Source organism: Streptomyces sp. NPDC051051, from assembly GCF_040682975.1.
In the GTDB taxonomy this organism is placed as follows: Bacteria; Actinomycetota; Actinomycetes; order Streptomycetales; family Streptomycetaceae; genus Streptomyces.
Genome location: NZ_JBFBCB010000051.1, coordinates 14,514 through 36,908 on the forward strand (window position 1 = coordinate 14,514; position 22,395 = coordinate 36,908).

The window sequence follows — 22,395 nt, forward strand, 5'->3', positions numbered from 1 at the left end:
CTACCCGCCGGCGGGCAGATCGGTGCGCGGGGCGGTACCCAGATGTACGCCGACCCGCTTCACCAGCAGCGTCATCTCGTACGCCACCAGTCCGACGTCCGAGTCGGCGTCCGCGAGGACTGCGAGGCAGCTGCCGTCGCCCGCGGCGGTGACGAACAGGAAGGCCTCGTCGAGTTCCACGACGGTCTGGCGGACGCTGCCGGCCTCGAAGTGGCGCCCGACGCCCTTGGCGAGGCTGTGGAATCCGGAGGCCACAGCGGCCAGGTGCTCGCTGTCCTCCCGGCTCAGGTCCTTGGAGGCTCCCGTCGGCAGGCCGTCGCCGGAAAGGACGACGGCCTTGCGGATGCTGCCGACGCGGTCGACGAGGTCGTCGAGGAGCCAGTTCAGTTCGCCGTTGTCGGTCGTGGTGTGGCGGGTCGCCTTCGGTGCGGTCATCGACCGTCCCCCTTTGTCGTTCGTTGTGGTGCTGTACCGCTGTGGGCATCGTCGTCCGCGGCGTTCTCCGCGCGGCCGCGCTGCCAGCCGCGCTGGAGCGAGGCCATGCGGCTGCGGACCTCGTCCGCGTCACGGTCGGCAGGGTTCGAGCGGTCCTGGGCGGGCTGCTCGGGGCCCTGCCGCAGCTGCGGGGCCAGGTTCGCCTGCCGTACACGCCGGGGCAGGGCACCCGTACCGGAGCCGGTGCCATGAGCCGTGTCGCCAGGAGACCCGGTGAGGCCCTCGGGACCGCCCGGCACCGGTTCCTCGGCCTGGTGGGGCGGCTTGCGCGTGAGGTCGGCCGTCTCGTCCGGGCCGGCGGGCCTTCGGCTGCGGCTCGGCAGGGCGGGTGGCTGCGGCGGCCGGCCGGCGCTGTCGCCGGAGTGCTCGGCGGCACCGGTGCTCCGCGGTATCTGTGGCGTCGCGCCGCGACGGCGGGAGGGCAGCGGGGCCGGGCCGTCCTGCTCCGGCCGCCCTCCGGTCGGCCGCGACGGGGGTTCTTCGCCCGTGCCCGTCTCCGCACCCGCGCGTCGGGGCCGCTGATCGGTGACCGGACGGCCGTGCGAGCTGACCAGCTTCGGGGTTCTCCGGCTCGGCAGGGGCACGGGGGCGGCCGGGTCGCCCGTCGCGGGACGGTCCGGGTCGCTCCGGACGTCGGTCGGCCGACGGCGCTGCTCGACGGCATCGGGCACCGGGCCGTCCGGCGTGCGGGTGAGGGAGCGGCTGGTACGGAACAGGCCGCCCCGCTCGCCGCTGTCGTCGTCCAGGGGGACCGGGAAGCCGCCGAAGGCGTCCAGGTCGACCGGAGCCTCCAGTTCGACCGGGCCGTCCAGCAGCGCGGGCGTGCCGGGGAGCTGCACCGGCGTCTGGGCCAGCGCGGACCTGCGGCTCCTCGCGGGCTCCGTCTCCTTCCCGGGCCGGGGGCGGTCGAGCCGGAAGCCGATGCCGTTGGTGTCGGGGACGTCGTCGGTGAGCAGGGCGTCGGGGATGAAGACGACCGCGGTCGTGCCGCCGTACGGGGAGGGCTGCAGGGAGACGCGGACGTTCTGACGCTGGGCGAGCCTGCTGACCACGAAGAGGCCCAGCCGGTCGGTGTCGGACAGTTCGAACTCCGGCGTCTCGGCGAGCCGGAGGTTGGCGTCCAGGAGCGCCTCGGGCGCCATGCCGAGGCCGCGGTCGTGGATCTCCAGCGTGAAGCCGTTGGCGACCCGGTCGCCGAGGACCTGGACGGCGGTGTGCGGCGGGGAGAACACGGTGGCGTTCTCCAGGAGCTCGGCCACGAGATGCGTGAGGTCGGCGACGGCGGGGCCGGTGACGGCGACACGAGGGAGGCGGCGGACCTCGATGCGTTCGTAGTCCTCGACCTCGGCGACGGCGGCGCGCACGATGTCCATCAGTTGGATGGGCTTGCGCCACTGCCGCGAGGGGGCGGCGCCGGAGAGGATCACCAGGCCCTCGGCGTGCCGTCGCATGCGGGTGGTGAGGTGGTCGAGGCGGAAGAGGTCGGCGAGTTCCTCGGTGTCCTCGGTGCGGCGCTCCATGGTGTCGAGCAGGGTGAGCTGCTTGTGGAGCAGGACCTGGCTTCGGCGGGCGAGGTTGACGAAGACCTCGGAGACGCCGGAGCGCAGCTCGGCCTGTTTGACGGCGGCCTCGACCGCGGCGCGCTGAAGGGTGTTGAGGGCCTGGCCGACCTCGCCGATCTCGTTCTTGTCGTACTTCAGCCGCGGGGCTTCTGTCTCGACGTCGATCTGTTCGCCCGCGGAGAGGCGGCGCATGACGCTGGGCAGCCGTACGCCGGACGCCTCGTGCGCCTCCAGGCGCAGTTGACGCAGGTCACGGATGAGTCCGCGGCCGATGCGCACGGACAGGACGAGGGAGACGAGCAGGGCGATGAGGCCGAATACTCCGGCGACGACCGCCTTGACGATCACCTCGACGGCCACGGGGCGGACGCGGTCCTGGTAACGGTCGTTCGCCTGCTCGTCGAGGGTGCCGAGTTCGTCGAGGACGTTCGCGGCCGCGGTGTCCCAGGTCTTGGCGGTGACCCCGCGGGGCATCTCGCCGGGCTCGGTGGACGCGACCGCCTGTTCCGCCGTGCGCACGGGGGCGGTGGTGGCGTTCTTCCAGAAGCGCTCGTAGCGTTCGCGCTCCGCGACGGGCAGTTGGGCGAGGCTGATGTCGTAGACGACGTTGCGCTGGGCCTCGAGGTCGGAGACGTCACGGATCTCTTCCCGGGTGACCCGGCCCACGACCAGGGCGGAGCCGAGCAGGGCGTCCTCCCGGGAGAGCAGCTCACGGGCGCGGGCGACGCTGACGAGAGCGCGGTACTGCTTGTCCATCTCCACGCTGTCGACGACGTCGAGCTTGGCCAGCAGCGTGTAACAGGGGTCGATCAGACGGTTGTAGAGGTCCAGCGCCTGGGCGCGGGTCACGGTTCCCTCTTCGACACCGCGGCGCAGGGCGTCGACCCCGTCGAAGGCGTCGAGGACCGCCGTCAGCCCTTCGCCGTCGTCCTCGTCCAGTACCTCGTGTACGTCGGAGTCCTTGGCGTTCGCGCGGATCTCCGCGAGCGCCTCGTCGGTGGCGGTACGGGTACGGCGCAGGGCGGACAACGCGTCGGAGGCGCGGGGATCGGCGAGGTAGACCAGGGTCTGGCGGCGTTCCTGCTGGACGATCCGGACGGTGTCCTCGATGGGGTAGCCGACCTTCTCCACGAGGTTCGACACCGTGAACAGGCGGTTCGCCTCGCGGCCCGTGAGCACCGTGGCGAAGCCCCACAGGGCGGTCAGGGACACCAGCGGCACGAGCAGCAGCGCCACGATCTTCCGGCGGATCGACTTCCCGCGAAAGCGCATGGACTCCCCCAGCTCGAACCCCCACCGGCAGGGGGTACGCATGTGCGTCAACAAACGGCGCGAGCCTACTACCGACGCGCCGTTAACTCGAAGACACGTCCGGAATCGGAACGTCCGCATAGGCGTCGCAGCAGGGTGAGTTGTCCGTTCATTGCGGGAGATTGCCTCCCGGAACCAACACCTTCGAGGGGGACGGGATCCGACCGGCACCGTGGTGGAGTTGGCCAGAATTTTTCGCAGTTCGGGAATCTTCGGGGCGGGTTGCGCGTCCTACTCATTGGGAATTGGGGACGGAATCGGCCACAGGAGCCGCATGCCGCACCCGGACGGCGTAAAAGAGCGCAAGCCGGGCAGCCAATGGGGAGCCGGTTCTTGGAGCCGGGGGCAAGAGGTCTGCCGGCGGTGGGGAGTGACACGTTGATGGGCACGGCGGAGCGGCGCGAGGCGCCCGAGGACGGTACGGCTGCGCGCGGTACGGCGCTGCGGGACCCCGAGGCACCGGATCGTGACATTCCGGTCCAGGCGCGCAGGGTGACGGAGCGAAGCGGCCCTCCGGTGACCGTGGCGGCCGTCGGCGACGTGGCCGAGGAGGTCCGCGACTCGGGGGCGACCCGGGGCGGTGTCACGTCCCGGGCGGAGCGGGAGCAGCCGCAGTACCGGCCGTTGTGGGTGGAAGAGCCCGCCCGTCGGCGTCGGCTTCCCGACCCTGTTCGCAGGTCGGCGGTGCGGGCGGTGCTGCTCATCGCCGTGACTCTGCTTCAGGCCATGGTCGCCTTCCTGTGCACGCTGGCCGGATCCTGGCTGGCTTTCCCCATGGTCATCAGCAGCGTGGTCAGCATCGTGGTGGCCACCTGGGGTGCGCTGGACGTCTGGGTGACCCGCCAGGTGTGGAACCAGCGCAACGGCGTCGTGTCGACGCCGAGCAGCACCGCGCGAGCACTGCGCCGTGAGCGTCGCCGGGCGCGCCGGCAGGAGCGGGTCGCCGGGCGCGCGCAGGAGCGGATACGTCGCAGGAGCGGCGGCGCCGGACGGCTGTCCCACTCCTGACACCTGCGACCGATAGCTCGGGACGTCCCTGACGACCCGAGACCGGCCTCACGGGACGCATCGCTCAGCAGGCCGCTCCGGCTCGCAGCCGGGGCGGCCGCGCCCGCCGTCGCATCACTCCGGTCGCGGCGTCACCTGTCCTTCCTCTCGGACGGCGCCCGCCATGGCGGCGGTTTCCCGCCGCCGCGCTACGGGGTGACCGGTGCCGGGCGCTTGAACATCCTCGTCGCCGTGATCTCGCTGTGCCCCGCCTCGCCGGAGGACGTTTGCGGCAGTCCCGGGCGGAGGTGCTCCTCCACGCTGATGTACTTCAGGCCGGCCCGGAGGTCGGCGTCGTTGCGCAGGCGGATGACCAGGGGGAACTCCGCCAGCGCCGTCGTGTCGAACAGGCCGGTGGTGTACAGGAGCTGCACACCGAGGGCGTCCGAGACCGCGCGCTGGAGCTCCAGCAGATAGGTCGCGTTGGCACGGCCGATGGGGTTGTCGAGGAAGAGTGTGCCGGCGTGCCGGTGTTTGTCGCGGCCCCGGTCGTTGCTCCTGAGGGCCGCCATCGTGCAGTACAAGGCGATGGCGGCGGTGAGCAGCTGGCCACCGGAAAAGACGTCGCCCATCTGGCCGACGGGCACCCGCTCGGCGCGCAGCACGGCGTCCGGCTTGAGGATCTCGACGGCGACGCCCTTGGGCTCAAGCGCCGCCCCGACGCCCCGCAGCAGCAGGGACATGCCGTCGCGCCGCAGGTCGGAGTTCTTCTTGACGGCGGCGCGGGTGGCCTCGTCGACGACCTCGCCGAGCCGCTCGGTGAGAGTGGCCTGGTCGGGTTCCTCGAAGCGGATGCGCAGGAACTCCTGCCCGGACCACTCGCCGAGTCCTTCGGGCAGCCGGGACAGCCGCTGGGCGGACCGCAGTGTGGCGAGCGCCGACTCCACGAGGCCGCGCAGCCGGTCCACGATCGAGTCGCGATTGCGCTCCAGCTGCTCCAACTCGTCCGTGAGGACGCGGAGCCTGGGTGCGAAGGCGTCCGCCCACTTCTGGGCGTGCTCGGGCAGCGCGGCGGCGGGCAGTTCGCGGATCTGCTGCCGGGCAGGGGTGCGCACCTGTTCGTAGCGGGTGGAGTTGGCGTGCCGGACGAGGATGTCGCTCGCCTCACGGACCGCGGCCTCGGCGGCGGACAGGTCGGCGGCGCAGCCACGCAGGGACCGGCGGGCCTCGGCCGCGGACTGGCGGGCCTCCTCCAGGGTGCCCGGGTAGGGCTCCGGCGCCTCCTGTCCCTCCTCGGGAGTGTGCTCGCGCAGCAGGTCGCGGAGCATGGCGGCGATCTCGTCGAAGCCTCCGGCGGCGTCCTCGGCGGCACGGTGGGCGTCCAGCAGTTCAGCGTGCGCCTCCCTGGCCTGGGTCAACGCCTCGGCGCGGGAGGCCAGTTCGGCGGTGGCGGTGCGCAGCAGCGCCTGTGCGTGTTCGGCGTCGCGCGGCTCGAGCTCCTCGGGCAGCCGGGTGTGGGCGTCGCCGTCCTCGGGCGCGTTCCGTTCGGCCTCGCCGCGGAGCCTGCCGAGTTGCTCGCTCGTGCTGGACACGCGGGTCTCCAGGAGCTGGACCAGCTCCTCCGCGCGCGCGGCGGCTGCCTGCCGGGACGGCCCGTCGGAGCCGTCGGGTGACTGGAGCAACTGCTCCGCGCGGGTGCGGACCTTGTTGCTCAGCCGGTCCAGCTCGGCCAGGGCCGCGCTCTCGTCGCTCTCCGCGCGGGCCTGTTCGGCTCGCAGGTCGGCGCCGACGCCCACCTTCTCGTACACCTGGGAGGCGGCCCGATAGGCCTCGCGCAGGGCGGGCAGGGACGCCTTGGGCGCGTCCGGCTCGTCCTCCGGTACGTCGTCGGGGGCGCCGGCGATCTCGGAGCGCTCTGCGCGCAGCGCACGCGCGGTGCGGCGGGAGTCGTCGGCGGCGCGCTGGGCGGCGCGGCGGTCCTCGTCGGCAGCGCGGGCGCGCTCCAGGCAGGCCTGGGCGCGGGCCTCGGACTCCGCGGCCTCGTCGGCGAGTTCACGCAGCTTGACCTGCCAGCCGGCGCGTTCGCGCAGCCGGAAGGCGAGGCCGGCGAGGGCGTCGGCGGCGCGCCGGGCCTTCTGGGCGGTCTCCTGCCGCTCGTCGCGCAGTTGCGCGGCTTCGGCGGCCGCCTCGTCGGCCTCCGCGCGCACGGTCCGTGCCTCGGCCAGCTCGGCCTCGGTCTCCTCGGCGAAGGCGCGTGCCTCCTCGGTGGTCCGCGCCAGTTCGGTGAGCCGCCCGGCAGGGCAGCCGGTGCGCCAGGAGGCGAGCCTGGCCGCCAGTTCGCGGTCCTTGCCGAGCCGCGCCGCGAGCCGGCGGATCTCCTCGTCCCGTTCCGTGGCCCGCGCGCGCAGCGTCTGCCGTTCCTCGTCGGCTGCGTGTTCGTCGTGCATGGCCGGGTTCGGCGGTACGAGGAAGACGTCACGGGTGTCGGCGCCGGGCGCCGGGGTGGGGGCGAGGAGGGCGGCGGCGGTGCCGACGGCCACGGCGGACCGGGGCAGCAGCGCGGCCTCGCTGAGCGCTTCGCGCGCGCGTGCGTGCGAGTCCGGGTCGGTGATGATCACGCCGTCGACCAGTTCCGGCCGGGCGGCGAGGACGCGTGCGTGGTCGACGGGGTCGACGGCCTGGGCGAGGTAGCGCCAGCCGGGCAGGGCGGGGATGCCGTGCTCGCCGAGGAACTCGACCGTCGCGAGCACGTCCGGGCCGGGCGGCAGGAGTCCACCGTCGCCGAGTGCGCCGAGGATGCGGGAGTCGTCGGCGGCGGCGGTCCGCAGCTCGAACAGCTGCCGCTCGGCGGAGGAGACGGTGTCGTCGAGGAGTTCGCGCAGCTCCTCGGCGTAGCGGTCGAGGTCCTCGGGCGTGAGCCCGGTGCCCTCGGCCTCGCCCTCCTGGCGCGGCTGCGGGATGATCCGCGCGCTCGCGCCACCGGTCAGGCCGAGCAGTTCGGCCAGCCGTTCCTCGCTCGCGAGGCCCTCGGCGAGCCGGCGCTCGGCCTCGTACGACCGTTGTGCGGCCGTCGCCGCGTCCGCGGCCCGGGCCGCGGTCAGCTCGGCGCGGGACTCGGCCGAGGCGGCCTCGCGGGCGTGCTCGGCGGCTGCCCGCGCGGCCTCGCGGGCGGTGTCCCAGGCGGCCACGGCGCTCTTCTCGGCGTCGCTGGCGGCGAGGGCGGCGCGCGCGGGGTCGGCGTCGGGCGCGCTGTCGTCCAGCCAGCCGGCGCGGACCGCTTCGGCGGTCTCCTGCTCGACCTCGGTGAGGCGCTGGCGCAGGTGGCCGGCCTCGCTGCGGGCGCGCTGCGCCTCGGTGGCGGCGGAGGTGGCGTCCCGGTGGGCGGCCTCGCCGACGTCCTGGAGCGCTGCGGAGCGTTCCTCCTCCTCGTTGGCGAGGGTCTCGGCGTTCGCGGCGGCGGCGTGCAGGGCGCGGACGAGGTCGGCGGCGGCCTTGGCGCGGGCGGCCAGCGCCGGGGCGGCGTCCCGCTCTGCCTCCTGGATGGCGGCGGACACGCGCGCGACCCGGTCGGCGGCGGCGCGCTGGCGCAGGGAGACCTCGGCGGCCTGCCAGGCGGCGTGCAGGGTGCGGGCTTCGGCGAGTTCCCGCTTCTGGGCGGCGGCGGACTTCTCCGCGGCGGCGAGCGCCAAGGAGGCGTGCCGGAAGGCGAGTTCGGCGGCGATCAGCGCGCTGCGCTCGCGGGCGCCCTCGGAGTGCGTGACGGCGTAGGCGGCGGCGGTGACCCGCTGGGCCAGGTCCGCGGCACGGGTGCGCTCCCGCAGGCCACGGGCGGTGAGCCGGCGCGCGAGGGTGCGGGTGCGGCGCTCGGCACCGGCGTGGACGTCACGCGCGCGTGCCCGCGCGTCCGCGGCCTCGACGATGCGCCCGAGCAGGTCCACCGAGCCTGCGGTGAAATCGCGTTCGGCGATCAGCTCGGCGCGCCGGCCCAGCTTGTTGCCGAAGCCGCCCACGAGGTCGGCGAGACCGTCGGTGTCCCGTGTGTCCGTCACGGCGCGCAGCAGCAGGTCGGTGAAGTCGGAGTCCTTCTTGACCGCGAAGAGGCCGGCGGCCTCTCCCTCGTCGGCGTTCATCTCCCGCTGGTAGCGGAAGAGTTCGGGGTCGAGGCCGAGCTCGCCGAGGTGCTCGATCCACCGGTCGTGGATCTCCTCCCAGTGCACCTCCAGATGCGGGTACGCCTTGCCCGCGTCGGTGAGCGCGTCCCGGAAGCCCTTCATGGTGCGCCGGCGGCCCTGAGCCCCCGACTGACCCTCGACGGACGGCCGTACGGCGGTGGACTCGGCGACGGGAAGGTTGTCGAGGGTGAGGCCGGGGCCGGGGCGGAAGGAGTACCAGGCCTCGGCGAACTTCCGCGGGTCGTTGGACACCTGGCGGCCGCGCCACTCGCTGGCCTTGCCGACGACCACGCACTCGCCGGTCAGCACGTGCTGCCACTCCAGGGCGACATGACCGCAGTCGTCGGCGAGCAGGAACTTGCGCAGAACGCCGGAGCTGGCGCCGCCGAGGGTGTTGCGGTGGCCGGGCAGCATCACCGAGAAGATCAGCTTGAGCAGGACGGACTTGCCGCCGCCGTTCTCCAGGAAGAGCACGCCCGCGGGCGCGGGCCGGCGCGGCGGGCCGACGGGCTCGTCCTCGAAGAACTCCGCCTGCGTGGGTGCGGGATCGGGCACGACGTCGCCCACGCCTCGCAGGTCAAGCACGGTGTCGGCATAGCGCGCACCGGCGGGCCCGATCGAGTAGAGGCGGACCCGGGACAGCTCGTACATGGCGGACTCTCGTAAGTCTTCGGAAGGTGCGGTGGATCGGTGCTCCGGGGAACTGCCCGGGCCTCGGGGCTGCGTGGAGTTCGCGGAGTCCCCGGAAGCCGCGGGAGGTCCCGGCAAGCCTTGGGAGGCTCGGGCGGCTTCAGGAGTGGAACGGCAGCCCCGCGTCGGCGACGAGTTCCAGGTCGTCGGACTCCTCGGGGGGCAGCAGGGTCGGTGCGCCGTCGGTGACCGGGACAATGCCCAGTTCCAGCAGCTCGGCCATGGCCGCGTTCCCCGCCATGTCGCGGACCTGGAGCTGATAGCGGGCGGTGGTCCGGTACGTGCCGCCGTTGTCGTCGCCGGTGCGCTGGAGGAACCCGGAGTCGGTGAGGAACGCGACGGCCTTGCCGACGATGCCGGTCGTCGAACCGGCGAGCCGGCGGGCGTCCTTGGTGGCACCGGCGGCGCTGCGTCTGGCCCAGATGCGCCAGGCGGCCTCCAGACCCGGGGCGTCGGTCGCGGGGTCGGTGTTCTCGCCCTGCCGTTCCGCCCGCTCCTCCAGCCGGCGGCAGGCCTGGCGCACGAAGGCGTCGACGCCGTTGACGCTGACCCGGCCGATGTAGCCGTCGTCGGCCAGGTCCTCGGGCCGGGGGAACGCCATCGCGGCGACGGCGAGGTGGGCCAGACCGTGCAGGAACCGGTCCCCGGAGTCGGCGGACGTACGCCGTGCGTAGTCGCCCATACGGACGGCGAACACCGAGTCCTCGGCGGCGGTGACGGCCATTCCCGCGCGCGGGGACACCTCCAGCACGATCAGTCCCAGCCCGGTGGCCACGGCGTCCGCGAGCCGCGCGAACGGCGGGTCCTCGCGGTAGCGCCGCAGCAGGTCGGTGTACTCCTGGTCGCGCGCGGGCTGGAGTCTGGGCTGGAGCCCGAAGGCGACGAGCCGCGCCGCGTCGGCGGCGTCGGCGGGAGTGACGACGGCGGAGACCGGCGCGGCGGCCTCGGGCTCACTCCGGTCGACGTGCTCGGTCACGGTTTCGGCTCCTTGCTGCGGGGGTGCGCGTTGCTGCGGGGGTGCTCGTTCTTGCGGGCGTCCTGCGGGGACGTTCGCTCTTGTGCTTCGGCGGCCGGTTCGTGTCGTTCCGCTTCCGGATCCGGCTCGTGCCGCTTCGCTTCGGGGACCGCCTCATGCCGCTTCCGTCCGATCCGCGGCCATCCCCGCCGCGTCCAGCAGCGCCGTGCCCACGATCAGGTCGGCCCCGCCGAACTCCGGATCGTCCAGTTCGGTCCCGTCGTCGACGGCGAACAACAGCTTCGGCTCGCCCTGCCGATAGGCCGTGCCGACCGCCGGGCTGGCCGCGTGCACCGCCAGCAGGGCCACCAGGTAGGGCAGTTCGGGATCTCGTCCGCGTGCTTGCGCGAGGAGGCCCGACAGCCGCCGCGGCGCGTCGGCGGGCAGGTCCAGCAGTTCCATCGCGGCGGCCAGCTGCTCCTCGCTGAACCGGCTGTCGTCGGGTGTCGCGATGAGGTCCGGCTCCGGCATCTCGGCGCCGAGGTGCTCCCGCTCCACCGGTGGCGTCAGCAGCAGGTCGACGAGATCACCCACCCGGACGGACACCGGTGTCCGCAGTCCCGTCCCGTGCGCGAAGAACGCGTCGGTGACCCGGACCGCCTCCTCCAGCGGCAACGGCAGCACGGGGGCGACGAGATGCCCGTAGAGGTCTATTCCCGACGACGTCATGGGGGTGGCGAAGGCCTGCCGGTCCTGCTCGGCGCGGAACAGCGGTCCGGCCTCCAGCAGCCGGGACTGCAGTTGGGTGTGGCGGCGGATGCAGTCCTTGACGATGTCGACGAGTTCGGCGGCCCGCCGCTTGTTCTCCGCGTCCTCGATCTCGTCGCGGGCCTTGCGGATGTTGGTGAGGATCGCGTTCTCGTGGCGGTAGCGGTCGGCCACGTGGTCGAGGGCCTCGGCGATCATGTCGGGCACGGCGTTGAGCCAGTCCACCGCGCGGACGTTGCGCCGGGTCGCCTCCAGGGCCCGGCGCAGCGTTTCCGAGTACTGCACGGTCCGGTAGCGGGCCTGCTCGGCGGCGAGTTGGGCGTCGGCCAGGCGGCCGCGGCGGACGAGGACCTCGAGCTTGACCTCGGCGGCGATCTGCGCGCTGGTGACGTCGGTGTCGAGGGCGCCCACCAGGACGTTGACCGCCTCGTCCGTGGTACGGAGGTAGACCGTGCCGCCGTGGCCGGGGACCTCCTCGAGGAGCTTGAAGTCGTAGTCGCGGCGGACGTAGGTGCCGTCCGGCGTGAAGGTGCCGTACACGGCGCGGAAGCCGCGGTCGACGCTGCCGACGTTGATCAGGTTCTCCAGGACCCAGCGGGCGACGCGCTCGTGTTCCTCGGCCGGCCTTCGGGGGGCCTGCGCGGCGATGCGCGGGATCAGGCGGGCGACTATCTGGTCGTGGTCGGCGCCGGTGTCGAAGTCCATGTTCAGGGTGACCAGGTCGATCGCGGAGAGGGCGATCTCCGCCATGCCGTAGACCGAGTACTCGCCGGCGAGGTTGGCCTTGCGTGCGTCGAGGTCGTGGATCGGCGCGGTGCAGGCGAGCGCGCGCAGCCGCCGCGCCAGTCCCTCGTCGGCGGCCGGGCCCGGCGCCGGGCGCGGCCCCGCGCTGAGCTGGGGCGGAACACGGTCCGTCGATGCAGGCGAAGTCACGGTGCACAGACTAGGTCCTCGGTCTGACATCGACCCAAACAGCGCAGAAGCGACCCCCGTCACAGCGGCGCGAGACCGCCCGACGCGAACGCCGGGACGCCCCGGCCGCGGCCCGCGACGACGACGGCCGCCAGAGCCGGAGCCCCGAGAGCCACGGCCGGCCGAAGCCACCAGCCTCGAAGGCCACGCCCCGCCAGAACCACAGGCCGCCAGACCCCCAGCCCGCTGAGGCCACAGCCGAAGCCGCAGCCGGTCCAGGCCGCGCTCCCCCAGAGCCGCCGCGGAGAGCCTCAGCCGCCGGCGGGGTCGTCGCCCACCCGCCGCCGGTACACCTCGACGATCCGTTCCAGTGAGTCGGCGAGATACACGGCGAGCAGCTTCTCCGCCTCGTCCCTGCCGCCGGCCTCGAGCGCCTGGAGGATCTGCCGGTTGCGGGTGAGGTAGGGCTCGTGCAGCCGACGGGGGTCGTCGACGACGTGGAAGGCCAGACGCAGTTCGGCGAAGACGCTGCGCATCAGCTCGTCGGTGCGTTCGCTGCCCGCGAGGGCGACCAGTTCCCGGTGGAAGTGGATGTTGGCCGTACCCAACGCTTTCCAGTCACCTTCGCGCGCCGCCCGCTGCCCCTCCCGGACGGCTTCGGCGAGGTTGCCGAGGGCGTACGGCGGCTCCCCCAGACCTCGTACGACGGCGCACTCGACGAGGGCGCGCGTGCGGTGGATGTCCTCGACGTCCTCGACGGTCAGGACCCTGACGAACACGCCCCGGTTCAACTCGTGGACCAGCAGGCGTTCGTGGGTGAGCAGCCGGAACGCCTCGCGCAGGGTGTTGCGGGAGACGCCGAGGGCACCGCCGATGCTGTCCTCCGACAGGCGCGTCCCCGGCGGGAAATAGCCCTCGGCGATACGGCTCCTGAGGATGTCCGAGACGCGTTCGGCCGTACTGGTGCGGCCCAGGAGGGCGCGGTCGTCGGCCAGTCCCGCCAGCTGCTCTGCCATGCCCGGAATTCAACCGCAGACACCGGACGAAACAACAGGGGTATTGAGGGATCGTTCAACGATCCTCTACCTTTCCGGACACCTTCCGGGACAGATGTTCCTCACCGATGCCCGCGACGAGCGGTACCGCGTGGCCTGACCAGGAGACAGCATGATCGATCTCAACGCCGACCTCGGCGAGGGCTTCGGACGCTGGCAGCTGACGGACGACGAGCAACTGCTGTCCGTCGTGACCAGCGCCAACGTGGCCTGCGGCTTCCATGCCGGGGACGCGTCCACCATGCGGCGGGTGTGCGAGCTGGCCGCCGAGCGGGGCGTGACGATCGGCGCGCAGGTCTCCTACCGCGACCTCGCCGGGTTCGGGCGGCGCACGATGGACGTGCCGCCCTCCGAACTGGCCGCCGAGGTGGCCTACCAGATCGGTGCCCTGGAGGTCTTCGCTCGCGCGGCGGGCGCCCGCGTGGCGTACGTCAAACCGCACGGCGCGCTCTACAACCGGGTCGTGCACGACGAGGAGCAGGCGGCGGCGGTGGTCGACGGCGTGCTCCTGGCCGACGCGACGCTGCCCGTGCTCGGGCTGCCGGGCTCGCGCCTGCTGGAGCTGGCCGGGAAGGCGGGGCTGTCCGCCGTCACGGAGGCGTTCGCGGACCGCGCCTACACCGAGGAGGGCACACTGGTGCCCCGTGGCCGGGACGGGGCCGTGATCACCGACGCGGACGCCGTCGTCGAGCGGTCGGTGAGCCTGGCCAGGCTCGGAGAGGTCACCTCCCGCGCGGGGTCGCGCATCGGGGTACGCGCGCGTTCCCTCTGCCTGCACGGCGACACGCCCGGCGCGGTGGAGCTGGCCCGCCGGGTCCGGCGGCGGCTGGAGGAGTCCGGGGTGCGCGTGGCGGCGTTCGCATGAGGGCGCTGCCCGTCGGCCAGGACGCCCTGCTCGTCGAGGTGACCTCCGGTGCGGAGGCCCAAGCCCTCCACGCCGAGTTGCTGCGGCGCCGCGCGGAGGGCTCGCTGACCGTGCGCGAGATCGTCCCGGCGGCCCGTACGGTCCTCCTCGACGGTCTGGCCGACCGGGCCCGCTGGGCCGCCGAACTGACCACGGCCGCCGTGCCGCCCGCTCCCCCGCTCACGGGTGAGGTGATCGAACTGCCGGTGCGGTACGACGGCCCCGACCTGGCCGAGGTCGCCGCCCACTGGGGCGTCCGCGCCCTGGAGGTGGCCCGCATCCACGCGGCCACCGAGTTCCGCGTCGCCTTCTGCGGCTTCGCACCCGGCTTCGGCTACCTCACGGGCCTGCCGTCGCGCTACGACGTCCCGCGCCGGGCGACCCCGCGCACCGCCGTGCCGGCCGGGTCGGTGGCGCTGGCGGGCCCGTACACGGGGGTCTATCCACGCTCCTCGCCGGGCGGCTGGCAGCTGATCGGGACCACGCCTGCCGTGCTGTGGGACCACACGCGCGTGCCGGCCGCGCTGCTGGCACCGGGCACGCGCGTGCGCTTCGTCCCGACGGACCGGGAGGGTGCGGCATGAACGTCCTCATGCCGGTGCCACGCCGCTGCGGCATCGACGGCCGGGTACCGGTGCCACTGCGCTACGGCGTCGGCGGCCGGGTACCGATGCCGCGCCGCTGCGGCGGGAGCGGCTCGATGCCGGTGCCGGTGCCACGTGGCCGTGGCGGGAGTGCCCTCGCCACGGCGCGCCGCCCGAGACGCGCGGGCACCGGCCGAGCCCGGCCGGGCTCGCGGCCCACGGCCGGCTCCCTCCTGCGGCACAGCACGAGCCGCGCGCCCGGCCGCGCCGCCGAGGGCACCCGCGTCGCCCACGCGCGAGAGGACGCCGTATGACGGACCGTGCGCTCGTCGTCGTCCGCGCCGGGGCGCTGACCACCGTGCAGGACCGGGGCCGCCCCGGCCACGCCCATCTCGGCGTGCCGCGCTCCGGAGCCCTGGACGCGCCCGCCGCGGCGCTCGGCAACCGGCTCGTCGGGAACCCGCCCGGGGCGGCCGTCCTGGAGACGACCCTCGACGGCTGTGCCGTGCGCCCTCGGTGCGCGGTCACCGTGGCCGTCACCGGCGCTCCGTGCCGGGTCGTCGTGGACGGTCGGCCCGCCGCCTGGGGAACGCCCGTGCGGGTGCCCGCGGGAGCCGTCCTGGACGTCGGCCGGGCCGTCTCCGGCGTACGGAGCTGTGTCGCCGTGGGCGGCGGCATAGCCCTCGACCCCGTCCTCGGCAGCCGCTCGACGGACCTCCTCTCGGGCCTCGGTCCCGCGCCCCTCACCGACGGCACGGTCCTGCCCCTGGGGCGGGCGGGCGCGCCGTGCGCGCACGTGGACGTCGCCCCGCAGCCCGCGCCTCCGGCCGAACTGGTCCTCCGGGTCACCCTGGGCCCGCGCGACGACTGGTTCACGCCTGAGGCGGTCCGGGTGTTCACCTCGCGCGCGTACCGCGTGTCCGCGGCGAGCAACCGCATCGGGCTGCGCACCGAGGGACCCGCGCTGGACCGGGCGGCGACGGGCGAACTCCCGAGCGAGGGAATGGTCCTGGGTGCCGTGCAGGTCCCGCCCGACGGCAGACCGGTGGTCTTCCTGGCGGACCACCCGACCACCGGGGGCTACCCGGTGATCGGGGTCGTCCGCCCCTCCGACCTCCCGTACGCCGCCCAGGCGGCACCGGGCACCCCGGTGCGCTTCGTGGCGGTACGCGGTCGCTGACGCACCCCGGCCGGCGTCAGCACCGGGACGGAACCGTCCGGACGGGACCGTCGCCTCCGTCGGAGCGCGACACTCCCGCCATGTCGTCCCCCGCTCCCGTTCCCGACCGGGTGAGCACCGTCGCGTCGTGCGCCGCCAGGAAGGTCTCCACCGCCGTTGCCCACCCGAAGCGCTCCGCACGCGCGCGTGCCGCCTCGCGCCGCTCCACGGGGGGCCGCGCCAGCAGTTCCTCCACGGCGTCCGCGAACGCGTCCCCGTGGTCCGCCGCGGTCGCCCCGGCGGCCCCGATCACCTCGGGCAGCGCCGAGGAGACGCTGGCGACCACGGGCGTGCCGCAGGCCATGGCCTCCAGCGCGGCGAGCCCGAACGTCTCCGCGGGCCCCGGTGCGAGACACACGTCGGCGCAGGCCTGGAGAGCGCCGAGCAGGCCGCGGTCGGAGACGTGTCCCAGGAAGGCGACAGGCAGCCCGCGTTCCCGGGCCCGCCGTTCGAGCCGGCCTCGCAGCGGCCCGTCGCCGGCCACCACCAGCACCGCGCGCGTGCCACGGCGCACCAGGGACTCGAGCGCGTCCAGCGCCGTACCGGGGCGCTTCTCCACGGACAGTCGGGTGCACGTCACCAGCAGCGTCCGGTCGTCTCGCGCGTACCGGGCCCGCAGCCGCGTGTCGGCCAGCGCGGGGTGCCGTTCGACCAGGTCGACGCCGAGCGGCGCCCGCATCACGTTCCGGGCGCCGATGCGCACGAACTCCCGCTCGGCGAACCCGGTCGTACAGACCACGCGCGCGTAGCTGTGCGCCGTACGGACGTTGAGCGAGTCGGCGGCTCGCCGGGCGGCACCCTCCGACAGCCCCCACGTGCGCAGCACGCCGTCGGCGGTCTCGTGGGAGACCATGACGGCGGGCACCCGGGCCCGCCGCGCCCACTTGCCGGTCCAGCGCAGCGTCGTACGGTCGCAGACCTCGAGGCGGTCCGGTTCCAGGTGCTCGAGCAGGCGGGCGACACGCCGCTTGTCGGTGAGGACGCGGTAGCCGCCGGTGCCGGGCAGCAGCGGTCCGGGCAGGGTGATCACCCTGCCCTGTTCGGTGGCGCGGTCGCTCGCCCGGTCGCCCGGCACGACCAGGACCGGTTCATGTCCGGCGGCGCGGTAGCCCTTGCCCAGTTCGCGCAGCGCCGTGCGCAGTCCGCCCGAGGCGGGCGCGACGAAGTTGGCGAGACGGACGATCCGCAGCGGTCCGGCGCTCATGCGGCCACCACCGGCCGGCGCGCGGTGAGGACGTCGCCGTAGTGGCCGATCAGCTGGTCGCCGACGGCGGCCCAGGTGCGGCCCTCGACCATGGCCCGTCCGGCGTCCCCGTAGGCCCTCCGGCGCGCCGGGTCGGCGGCCAGGGCGGCGACCGCGTCGCGCACGGCGCCGGCGTCGCGCGGCGGGACCAGCAGGCCGGTGCGCCCGTGGTCGACCAGGTCCCGTGGTCCGCCGGCGGCGGGCGCGACGACCGGGACGCCGCTCGCCATGGCCTCCTGGACGGTCTGGCAGAACGTCTCGAAGGGCCCGGTGTGCGCGAAGACGTCCAGCGAGGCGAAGACGCGGGCGAGGTCGTCACCGGTGCGGCGGCCGAGGAAGACCGCGCCGGGCAGTGCCTCGGCGAGTCCCGGCCGGGCGGGCCCGTCGCCCACCACCACGACGCGCACGCCGTCCAGGCCGCAGACGCCGGAGAGGAGTTCGACCTGCTTCTCGGGGGCGAGTCGCCCGACGTAGCCGACGATCACCTCGCCGTTCGGGGCGAGTTCCCGGCGCAGCGCCTCGTCGCGGAGGTCGGGGCGGAAGCGGACGGCGTCGACGCCGCGCGGCCACAGCCTGACCCGGGGCACGCCGTGCGTGGTCAGGTCGTGCAGGGCCGCGCTGGAGGGGGCGAGGGTGAGGTCGGCGGCGGCGTGCACGGAGCGGATGCGGCGCCAGGCGGCCGCCTCGCCGGTGTGCACGTAGGTACGGGCGTACCCGGCCAGATCGGTCTGGTAGACGGCCACGGCGGGAATGCCGAGCCGGGCGGCGGCGGCCATGCCGCGTACGCCGAGGACGAAGGGGCCGGCCAGATGGACCATGTCGGCCCGGTGGTCGGCGAGGGCCGCGGCGACGCGTCGGCTGGGGAGGGCGACGCGGACCTGGGGGTAGCCCGGAAGCGGGAGGGAGGGGACGCGGACGACGGGGCAGGGCGCTTCGGCGTCCGGCCCGGAACCGGCGGCGGTGGCCGGCGCGACGACGAGCGGGAGGTGGCCGCGGTCCACGAGGTGCCGGGCGGTCTGGAGCGCGCAGTGGGCCACGCCGTTGACGTCGGGGGGAAAGGATTCGGTCACGATGACGACACGCATACGGGTGTTGTCGCCACGCAGGACGTGTACGCGTCAAAGTGGATCTTTCCGGAGGACAAACGTCCCATGAGCGTTGCGCCGCGCGCCCGAGCAGGTCAGACGGCGTCCACGCCCGTCTGACCCGCGGGTCGTCCGCCGTTCACCCGGCGGATGTGCCTCCGCCGTCGATCACATGGCGGAGGCGGCGTCGGGCCCGATCCGGCTGCGTACGGCCGTCTGGACCTCCGCCTCCTCGGCGGGGTCGGCGGCGAGGCGGCGGAGCCGTTCCACGACCCGGGCGTCGCCGGTCTCGGCGTGCCGGGCGGCGATCTCTCGGGTGGTCTCCTCGCAGTCCCACAGGCACTCGACGGCGAAGCCGGTGGCGAAGGAGGGGTCGGTGGCGGCGAGCGCGCGGGCGCAGCGCCCGCGCAGATGGGACGAGGCGGTCTCGCGGTAGATGTGGCGCAGTACCGGGGCCGCGCAGGCGATGCCCAGCCGTCCGGCGCCGTGGACCAGGGTCCACAGGGTCGGCGCGTCGCAGCCCTCGCCGCGCACGGCCTCGCGCAGGGCGCCGAGGACCAGGTCGCTGTCACGGGCGGTGCCCCGGCAGGCGAGCACCCGCCCGGCCGCGGCGCCCAGGGCGTCGGGTCGGTGGGCCCAGCCGCGGGCCCGGTCGACCGCGGCGCCGCTGCGCATGCGTTCGAAGGCGTCGACGGCGGCCTCCACGACGAACCTGCTGCCCGTCGCCACGGCCTGCTCGATCAGGTCGGGGGCCTCGGGGTCGTCGTGATCGGCGAGATAGCGCAGGGCGGTGCACCGGGCTCCCTCGGTCCCGTCCTGGGCCGCCCGCACGATCTCCGCGCGGTCCTCGGGCCCGGCCACGGCGGTGAGGCAGCGGGCGGCGGGGACATGGAGCGCGGCACCCCGTTCGATGCCCTGTTGGGCCCACTCGAACACGGCCCGCACGCTCCAGCCGGGGCGGGGACCGGTGGGGCTCATCTGCCGCTGCCAGCGGTCGAAGCATCCGGCTTCCTGGGCGGCGCGCACGCGCGCGGAGACGTACTCGCGGGGGTCCTCGGCCCACAGCCGCCAGGGCCGGGGCTCGAACGCGTCCCGTACGACGGCGGCCAGTCGGGCCTCCCCCTCGGGATCGGTGGCGAACCGCGCGAGCACGGGGGCGGCGAGGGCGCGCAGGCCGGCGTCGTCGTCGCGCAGGGCGAGTTCGTCCAGCGCCCAGGCCCAGTTGGAGCCCGAGGCGGCGTACCTGCGCAGCAGGTCGAGGGCGTCGCGCCTGCCGTAGGAGGCGAGGTGGCCGAGGACCGCCAGGCTCAGGCCGGTACGGCTCTCCTCGGTGTCGAAGGCGTCCTCGACGTCGAAGAGGTGCGCCTCGATCTCGTCGAGGCCACCGCCCAGGTCGAGGTAGAGACGGGCGTAGTAGAGGGAGCGGTTCTCCACCTGCCAGTCGTGGCGCGGATCGCGCAGCACGCAGTGGTCGAGTGCCGCGAGCGCCTCGGCGCGGGGGGCGGTGAGCGCGTGGAGTGTGCCGTCGCCGCGGCCCCGCTGGAGCAGGCCGAGCAGCGTACCGCTGGGCGCTATGAACGGATCGAACATGGGAAACAGCCTCACATCAAGCGTCGACGCAACCGGGGACGTGCATTACCTGGCCGCGTGACAACACGTCGGGGCGCCCGCCGTTTCCTGCTTGCTGTAAGCCATCTTCCTCTGCCTCTCGTCGGTGGCCCATGCGGACCGCATCACGGCCCGCGCGGTGCGGCAACACCTGCCCAGCCATCGCGTCCGTGAATCACGTCGTCATGATGACTCGGCAGCTCAGCCTGCCGCGACCGAAATTTCCGGCGGCCCCGTACCGCCTCCCCCGTGGTCGTCGATCTGCCTGGTCAGGAACTGCTTCTCACCCGCTCAGGAACGCCCGGCTCACCCCACGCCGAACAGCTCCAGCAACTCCGTCCTGCCGAACATGCGGGCCGTGTCGACCGCCGAGGGGGTGCCCGCGGCGGGGTCGGCGCCGGCCTCCAGAAGGACGTGGATGACGTCCGTCTCCCCCTTGAAGACGGCACCGGCGAGGGGGGTCTGGCCCCGGTCGTTGATCCGGTCCGCCTCGGCCCCCCGGGCCAGCAGTGCCCGGACCGCCCCGGCGTGGCCGTGGTAGGCGGCGAGCATCACGAGCGAGTCGCCCCGGTCGTTGGTGAGGTTGGCCGGAACGCCCGCGTCGACGTAGGCCACGAGCGCCTCGGTCTGTCCCCGGCGAGCAAGATCGAAGATCTTGGTCGCCAGTTCCACGACCTCGGGGTCGGGGACTTCGGTCATCGGCCGGACCGCCTCTCGTTGCAACCGTTCAGGTGAATCGCCAGGGTACTGGCTCCCCGGACACATGACGTGACCCGCCGGAGGCAACCATCACGGCGGGACCCGTTCGCCGCAACTCCCCTGCTCAGGCGGCCCGTCAGAACCTCGGCCACACGGGGGAAAATCACCAGATTTCACCCAGTTGCACCTTTTATCGTATGGATACATCCTGTGATCCTGGAAGTACTCATGGTGACTGTCCCCCGTGAACCAGGAGAACCGAAATGATCCTGTCCATCTCAGGCGTGGTCCTGCTCGGCATCATCGTCTTCCTCTTCTTCCGCAAGGACGGGCTCAAGGCGTCGCACTGCCTCGTCTGCGCCCTGTTCGGCTTCTACCTGGCCAGTACGGCCATCGCCCCGAGCATCAAGGCCGGCGGCGAGAGCCTGGCCAGCATCCTCGGCGGCATCAAGTTCTGAGGCCGCCCGTCCCCCGCCGTCCGTCCCTTCCGTCCCTTCCGCCCCTTCCGTACGCACCTTCAGGAGACAGCAGTGGCCCGGCGCCCCCTCCCCCGCATCCTGAGCACAGGCAGCGCGCAGATCGCCCGGAGCCGGGAGCTGGCCCGGACGGCGGCGGACAGCGCCACCGACATCCTCCACCCGCTGATCACGGTGACCCGCGGTCTGCGCCGGCTGGCCTCGGCCGGGCGGCGCAGGTGGGCCGAGACCCCCAAGGACAGGCGCGGGCCGCTGCTGTTCCTGGTGGCCTCGGTGATCCTGGTCGTGGCGCTCGTACCGTACGGACCGCTGCTCGCCGTCATCACCGTGATGGCGGCAGCCGCCTGGCAGGGCCGGGACCGCACCCCACCGGTTCCCGACGGCCCCGACGAGTCGCAGATCCAGCGGCTCCAGGCACTGTACGAAGCCCTGGTGCCGTACTTCTCCACGGCGGAGGACCCTTCTCCCCTCTACGCGCACGGCGGCGAGTGGGAGAAGGCCTTCCCGTCGTACGAGTTCGACGGCTCGGGGCGGATCACCCGACTGGAGATCCACTACCCCGCGTACTTCCCCGACGGCGAGGCCGGGGCACGCGCGCGGGTCGAACATCTGCTCACGGCCAAGTCCGGCCGGGGGCGGGAGTACCACTTCGGCTGGGACGAGGAGGGCAACACGCTCACCGTGTCGGTGCTCGCCCCGCTCCCCACCGACCTCGCCGCCCAGCGCTTCGTGACCGCGCCCGGCGAAACCGTCCTGGGCTTCACCGACCCCTCCCAGGTCCAGCGCACGCTCCCGCTCACCCACGGCGAGGAGCAGCGCGACGTCCCGCCGGTCGTCTGGCGCACCGGCATCCGCTCCACCGAGCCCCACCTGCTGGCGGTCGGCCAGCCCGGCAGCGGCACCTCGACCCTGCTGCGCTCCATCGCCCTCCAGGCCCTCCAGTACGGCGACGTCCTGGTCATCGACGGCGGCGGCACCGGCGAGTACGCCTGCCTGACCGGCCGGGACGGCGTCCTGGGGGTCGAGGTCGGGCTCGCCGGGGCGCTGGCCAGTCTGGAGTGGGCGGCACACGAGACCGAGCGGCGCCTGATCGCCGCGAACCGGGCCCGTCAGGAGGGCCACCCGCCGCCGGACGACACCAAGCGCCCCCTGTGGATCCTGCTCGACCGGCCGACGGCGTTCACCCACCTCGCCGACGCCGACGGCCGCAAGGACCCGCAGTCCCTCCTGCAGGCCCCGCTCCGGCACGGCCGCGCGGCCCAGGTCACGGTGGTGGTGGCCGAGCAGTTCGACAGCCTGGACACGCTGAGCGACTCCGTGCGGCAGCACACGCGCGCGCGGGTCGTCCTCGGGCCCGCCCCCGCCGCACTGCTGGAGGGGGTCCTGGGCGTCCGGCCGCACACCACCTCCGCCGAGCACGTCCCGCCGGGGCGCGGTTACGCCCGGCTGGGCAGCGGCCCGGCGCACCGTCTCCAGGTGCCGGCGACTCCTGACCCGTACGACGACGCCACCAGCGACGCGCACCGGCAGGCGGTGCTGGAGCTGCTGCCGCCGCGGACGACGCCCGCGGACGGCGAGAAGCTGCCGGTGCCCGCCGAGGCCGTGGCGGCGGAGAGTTCCTGACAGGAGCCGCACGCACCGACAGGCCGCGGCCGGGTGATCCCCCACCC

Annotated in this window: 15 protein-coding genes and 1 pseudogene; 6 read left to right on the forward strand and 10 right to left on the reverse strand. The window is 74.0% G+C overall.

All coding sequences use genetic code 11. From position 1 onward, the window contains the following. Both AB0N31_RS29845 and AB0N31_RS29850 read right to left on the reverse strand, forming a co-directional pair. On the reverse strand, window positions 1-435 hold the full coding sequence (locus AB0N31_RS29845; protein ID WP_366061562.1) for a roadblock/LC7 domain-containing protein: 435 nt from the start codon (window positions 433-435) through the stop codon (window positions 1-3). After that, entirely contained in the window at window positions 432-3,329 is a 2,898-nt protein-coding gene (locus tag AB0N31_RS29850) for a nitrate- and nitrite sensing domain-containing protein (RefSeq protein ID WP_366061589.1), read from the reverse strand. Before AB0N31_RS29850 ends, AB0N31_RS29845 begins: the two co-directional genes overlap by 4 nt. A 420-nt stretch (window positions 3,330-3,749) precedes the next feature. On the opposite strand from AB0N31_RS29850, the gene AB0N31_RS29855 reads away from it, so the two are divergent. Next, complete coding sequence (locus AB0N31_RS29855) at window positions 3,750-4,376, forward strand: hypothetical protein (RefSeq protein WP_366061563.1); 627 nt, start codon at window positions 3,750-3,752, stop codon at window positions 4,374-4,376. 188 nt (window positions 4,377-4,564) lie between these two features. Here the strand turns inward: AB0N31_RS29855 and AB0N31_RS29860 are convergent, their stop codons facing one another. From AB0N31_RS29860 to AB0N31_RS29875, 4 genes are all read right to left on the reverse strand, one after another. Continuing rightward, window positions 4,565-9,178, reverse strand: coding sequence for a hypothetical protein (locus AB0N31_RS29860; RefSeq protein ID WP_366061564.1), 4,614 nt, complete (start codon window positions 9,176-9,178; stop codon window positions 4,565-4,567). A 139-nt stretch (window positions 9,179-9,317) separates the two neighbouring features. Further along, window positions 9,318-10,193, reverse strand: a complete 876-nt coding sequence (locus AB0N31_RS29865) for a hypothetical protein (RefSeq protein WP_366061565.1) — start codon at window positions 10,191-10,193, stop codon at window positions 9,318-9,320. Between the two features lie 153 nt (window positions 10,194-10,346). After that, on the reverse strand, window positions 10,347-11,873 hold the full coding sequence (locus AB0N31_RS29870; RefSeq protein WP_366061566.1) for a hypothetical protein: 1,527 nt from the start codon (window positions 11,871-11,873) through the stop codon (window positions 10,347-10,349). Window positions 11,874-12,163: 290 nt separating this feature from the next. Next, window positions 12,164-12,868 carry a GntR family transcriptional regulator gene (locus AB0N31_RS29875; RefSeq protein ID WP_366061567.1) on the reverse strand — a complete coding sequence of 235 codons (705 nt, stop codon included), beginning with the start codon at window positions 12,866-12,868 and terminating at the stop codon, window positions 12,164-12,166. A gap of 151 nt (window positions 12,869-13,019) precedes the next feature. Between AB0N31_RS29875 and AB0N31_RS29880 the strand changes: the two genes are divergently transcribed. The 3 genes from AB0N31_RS29880 (at window position 13,020) to AB0N31_RS29890 (ending at window position 15,575) form a co-directional block, all read left to right on the forward strand. Continuing rightward, window positions 13,020-13,772 (forward strand): 5-oxoprolinase subunit PxpA, encoded by a 753-nt coding sequence (locus tag AB0N31_RS29880; RefSeq protein WP_366061568.1) that lies wholly within the window; start codon window positions 13,020-13,022, stop codon window positions 13,770-13,772. Further along, a complete protein-coding gene (locus AB0N31_RS29885; RefSeq protein WP_366061569.1) occupies window positions 13,769-14,395 on the forward strand; it encodes an allophanate hydrolase subunit 1 in 627 nt (208 codons plus the stop codon). The genes AB0N31_RS29880 and AB0N31_RS29885 overlap by 4 nt, the downstream gene beginning before the upstream one ends. A 310-nt stretch (window positions 14,396-14,705) precedes the next feature. Then, entirely contained in the window at window positions 14,706-15,575 is an 870-nt protein-coding gene (locus AB0N31_RS29890; protein ID WP_366061570.1) for a biotin-dependent carboxyltransferase family protein, read from the forward strand. Between the two features lie 16 nt (window positions 15,576-15,591). Here AB0N31_RS29890 and AB0N31_RS29895 read toward each other — a convergent pair whose 3' ends face one another. The 4 genes from AB0N31_RS29895 to AB0N31_RS29910 all read right to left on the reverse strand — a co-directional run bounded on the left by AB0N31_RS29895 (window position 15,592) and on the right by AB0N31_RS29910 (window position 20,249). Continuing rightward, window positions 15,592-16,818 carry a glycosyltransferase gene (locus AB0N31_RS29895; RefSeq protein ID WP_366061571.1) on the reverse strand — a complete coding sequence of 409 codons (1,227 nt, stop codon included), beginning with the start codon at window positions 16,816-16,818 and terminating at the stop codon, window positions 15,592-15,594. Further along, window positions 16,815-17,942, reverse strand: coding sequence for a glycosyltransferase family 1 protein (locus tag AB0N31_RS29900; RefSeq protein ID WP_366061572.1), 1,128 nt, complete (start codon window positions 17,940-17,942; stop codon window positions 16,815-16,817). The genes AB0N31_RS29895 and AB0N31_RS29900 overlap by 4 nt, the downstream gene beginning before the upstream one ends. A 168-nt stretch (window positions 17,943-18,110) precedes the next feature. Continuing rightward, on the reverse strand, window positions 18,111-19,532 hold the full coding sequence (locus tag AB0N31_RS29905; RefSeq protein WP_366061573.1) for a HEAT repeat domain-containing protein: 1,422 nt from the start codon (window positions 19,530-19,532) through the stop codon (window positions 18,111-18,113). A gap of 324 nt (window positions 19,533-19,856) precedes the next feature. Beyond that, window positions 19,857-20,249: an ankyrin repeat domain-containing protein gene (locus tag AB0N31_RS29910; protein WP_366061574.1), complete on the reverse strand. Its 393-nt coding sequence runs from the start codon at window positions 20,247-20,249 to the stop codon at window positions 19,857-19,859. 263 nt (window positions 20,250-20,512) lie between these two features. Here AB0N31_RS29910 and AB0N31_RS29915 point away from each other — a divergent pair, with 263 nt between their 5' ends. Then, the gene (locus tag AB0N31_RS29915; protein WP_366061575.1) at window positions 20,513-20,707 is read left to right on the forward strand and encodes a hypothetical protein; all 195 of its coding nucleotides are present in this window, start codon (window positions 20,513-20,515) and stop codon (window positions 20,705-20,707) included. 72 nt (window positions 20,708-20,779) lie between these two features. Further along, window positions 20,780-22,348: pseudogene (locus AB0N31_RS29920) on the forward strand (hypothetical protein); the annotation flags it as partial. Window positions 22,349-22,395: the final 47 nt, after the last annotated feature.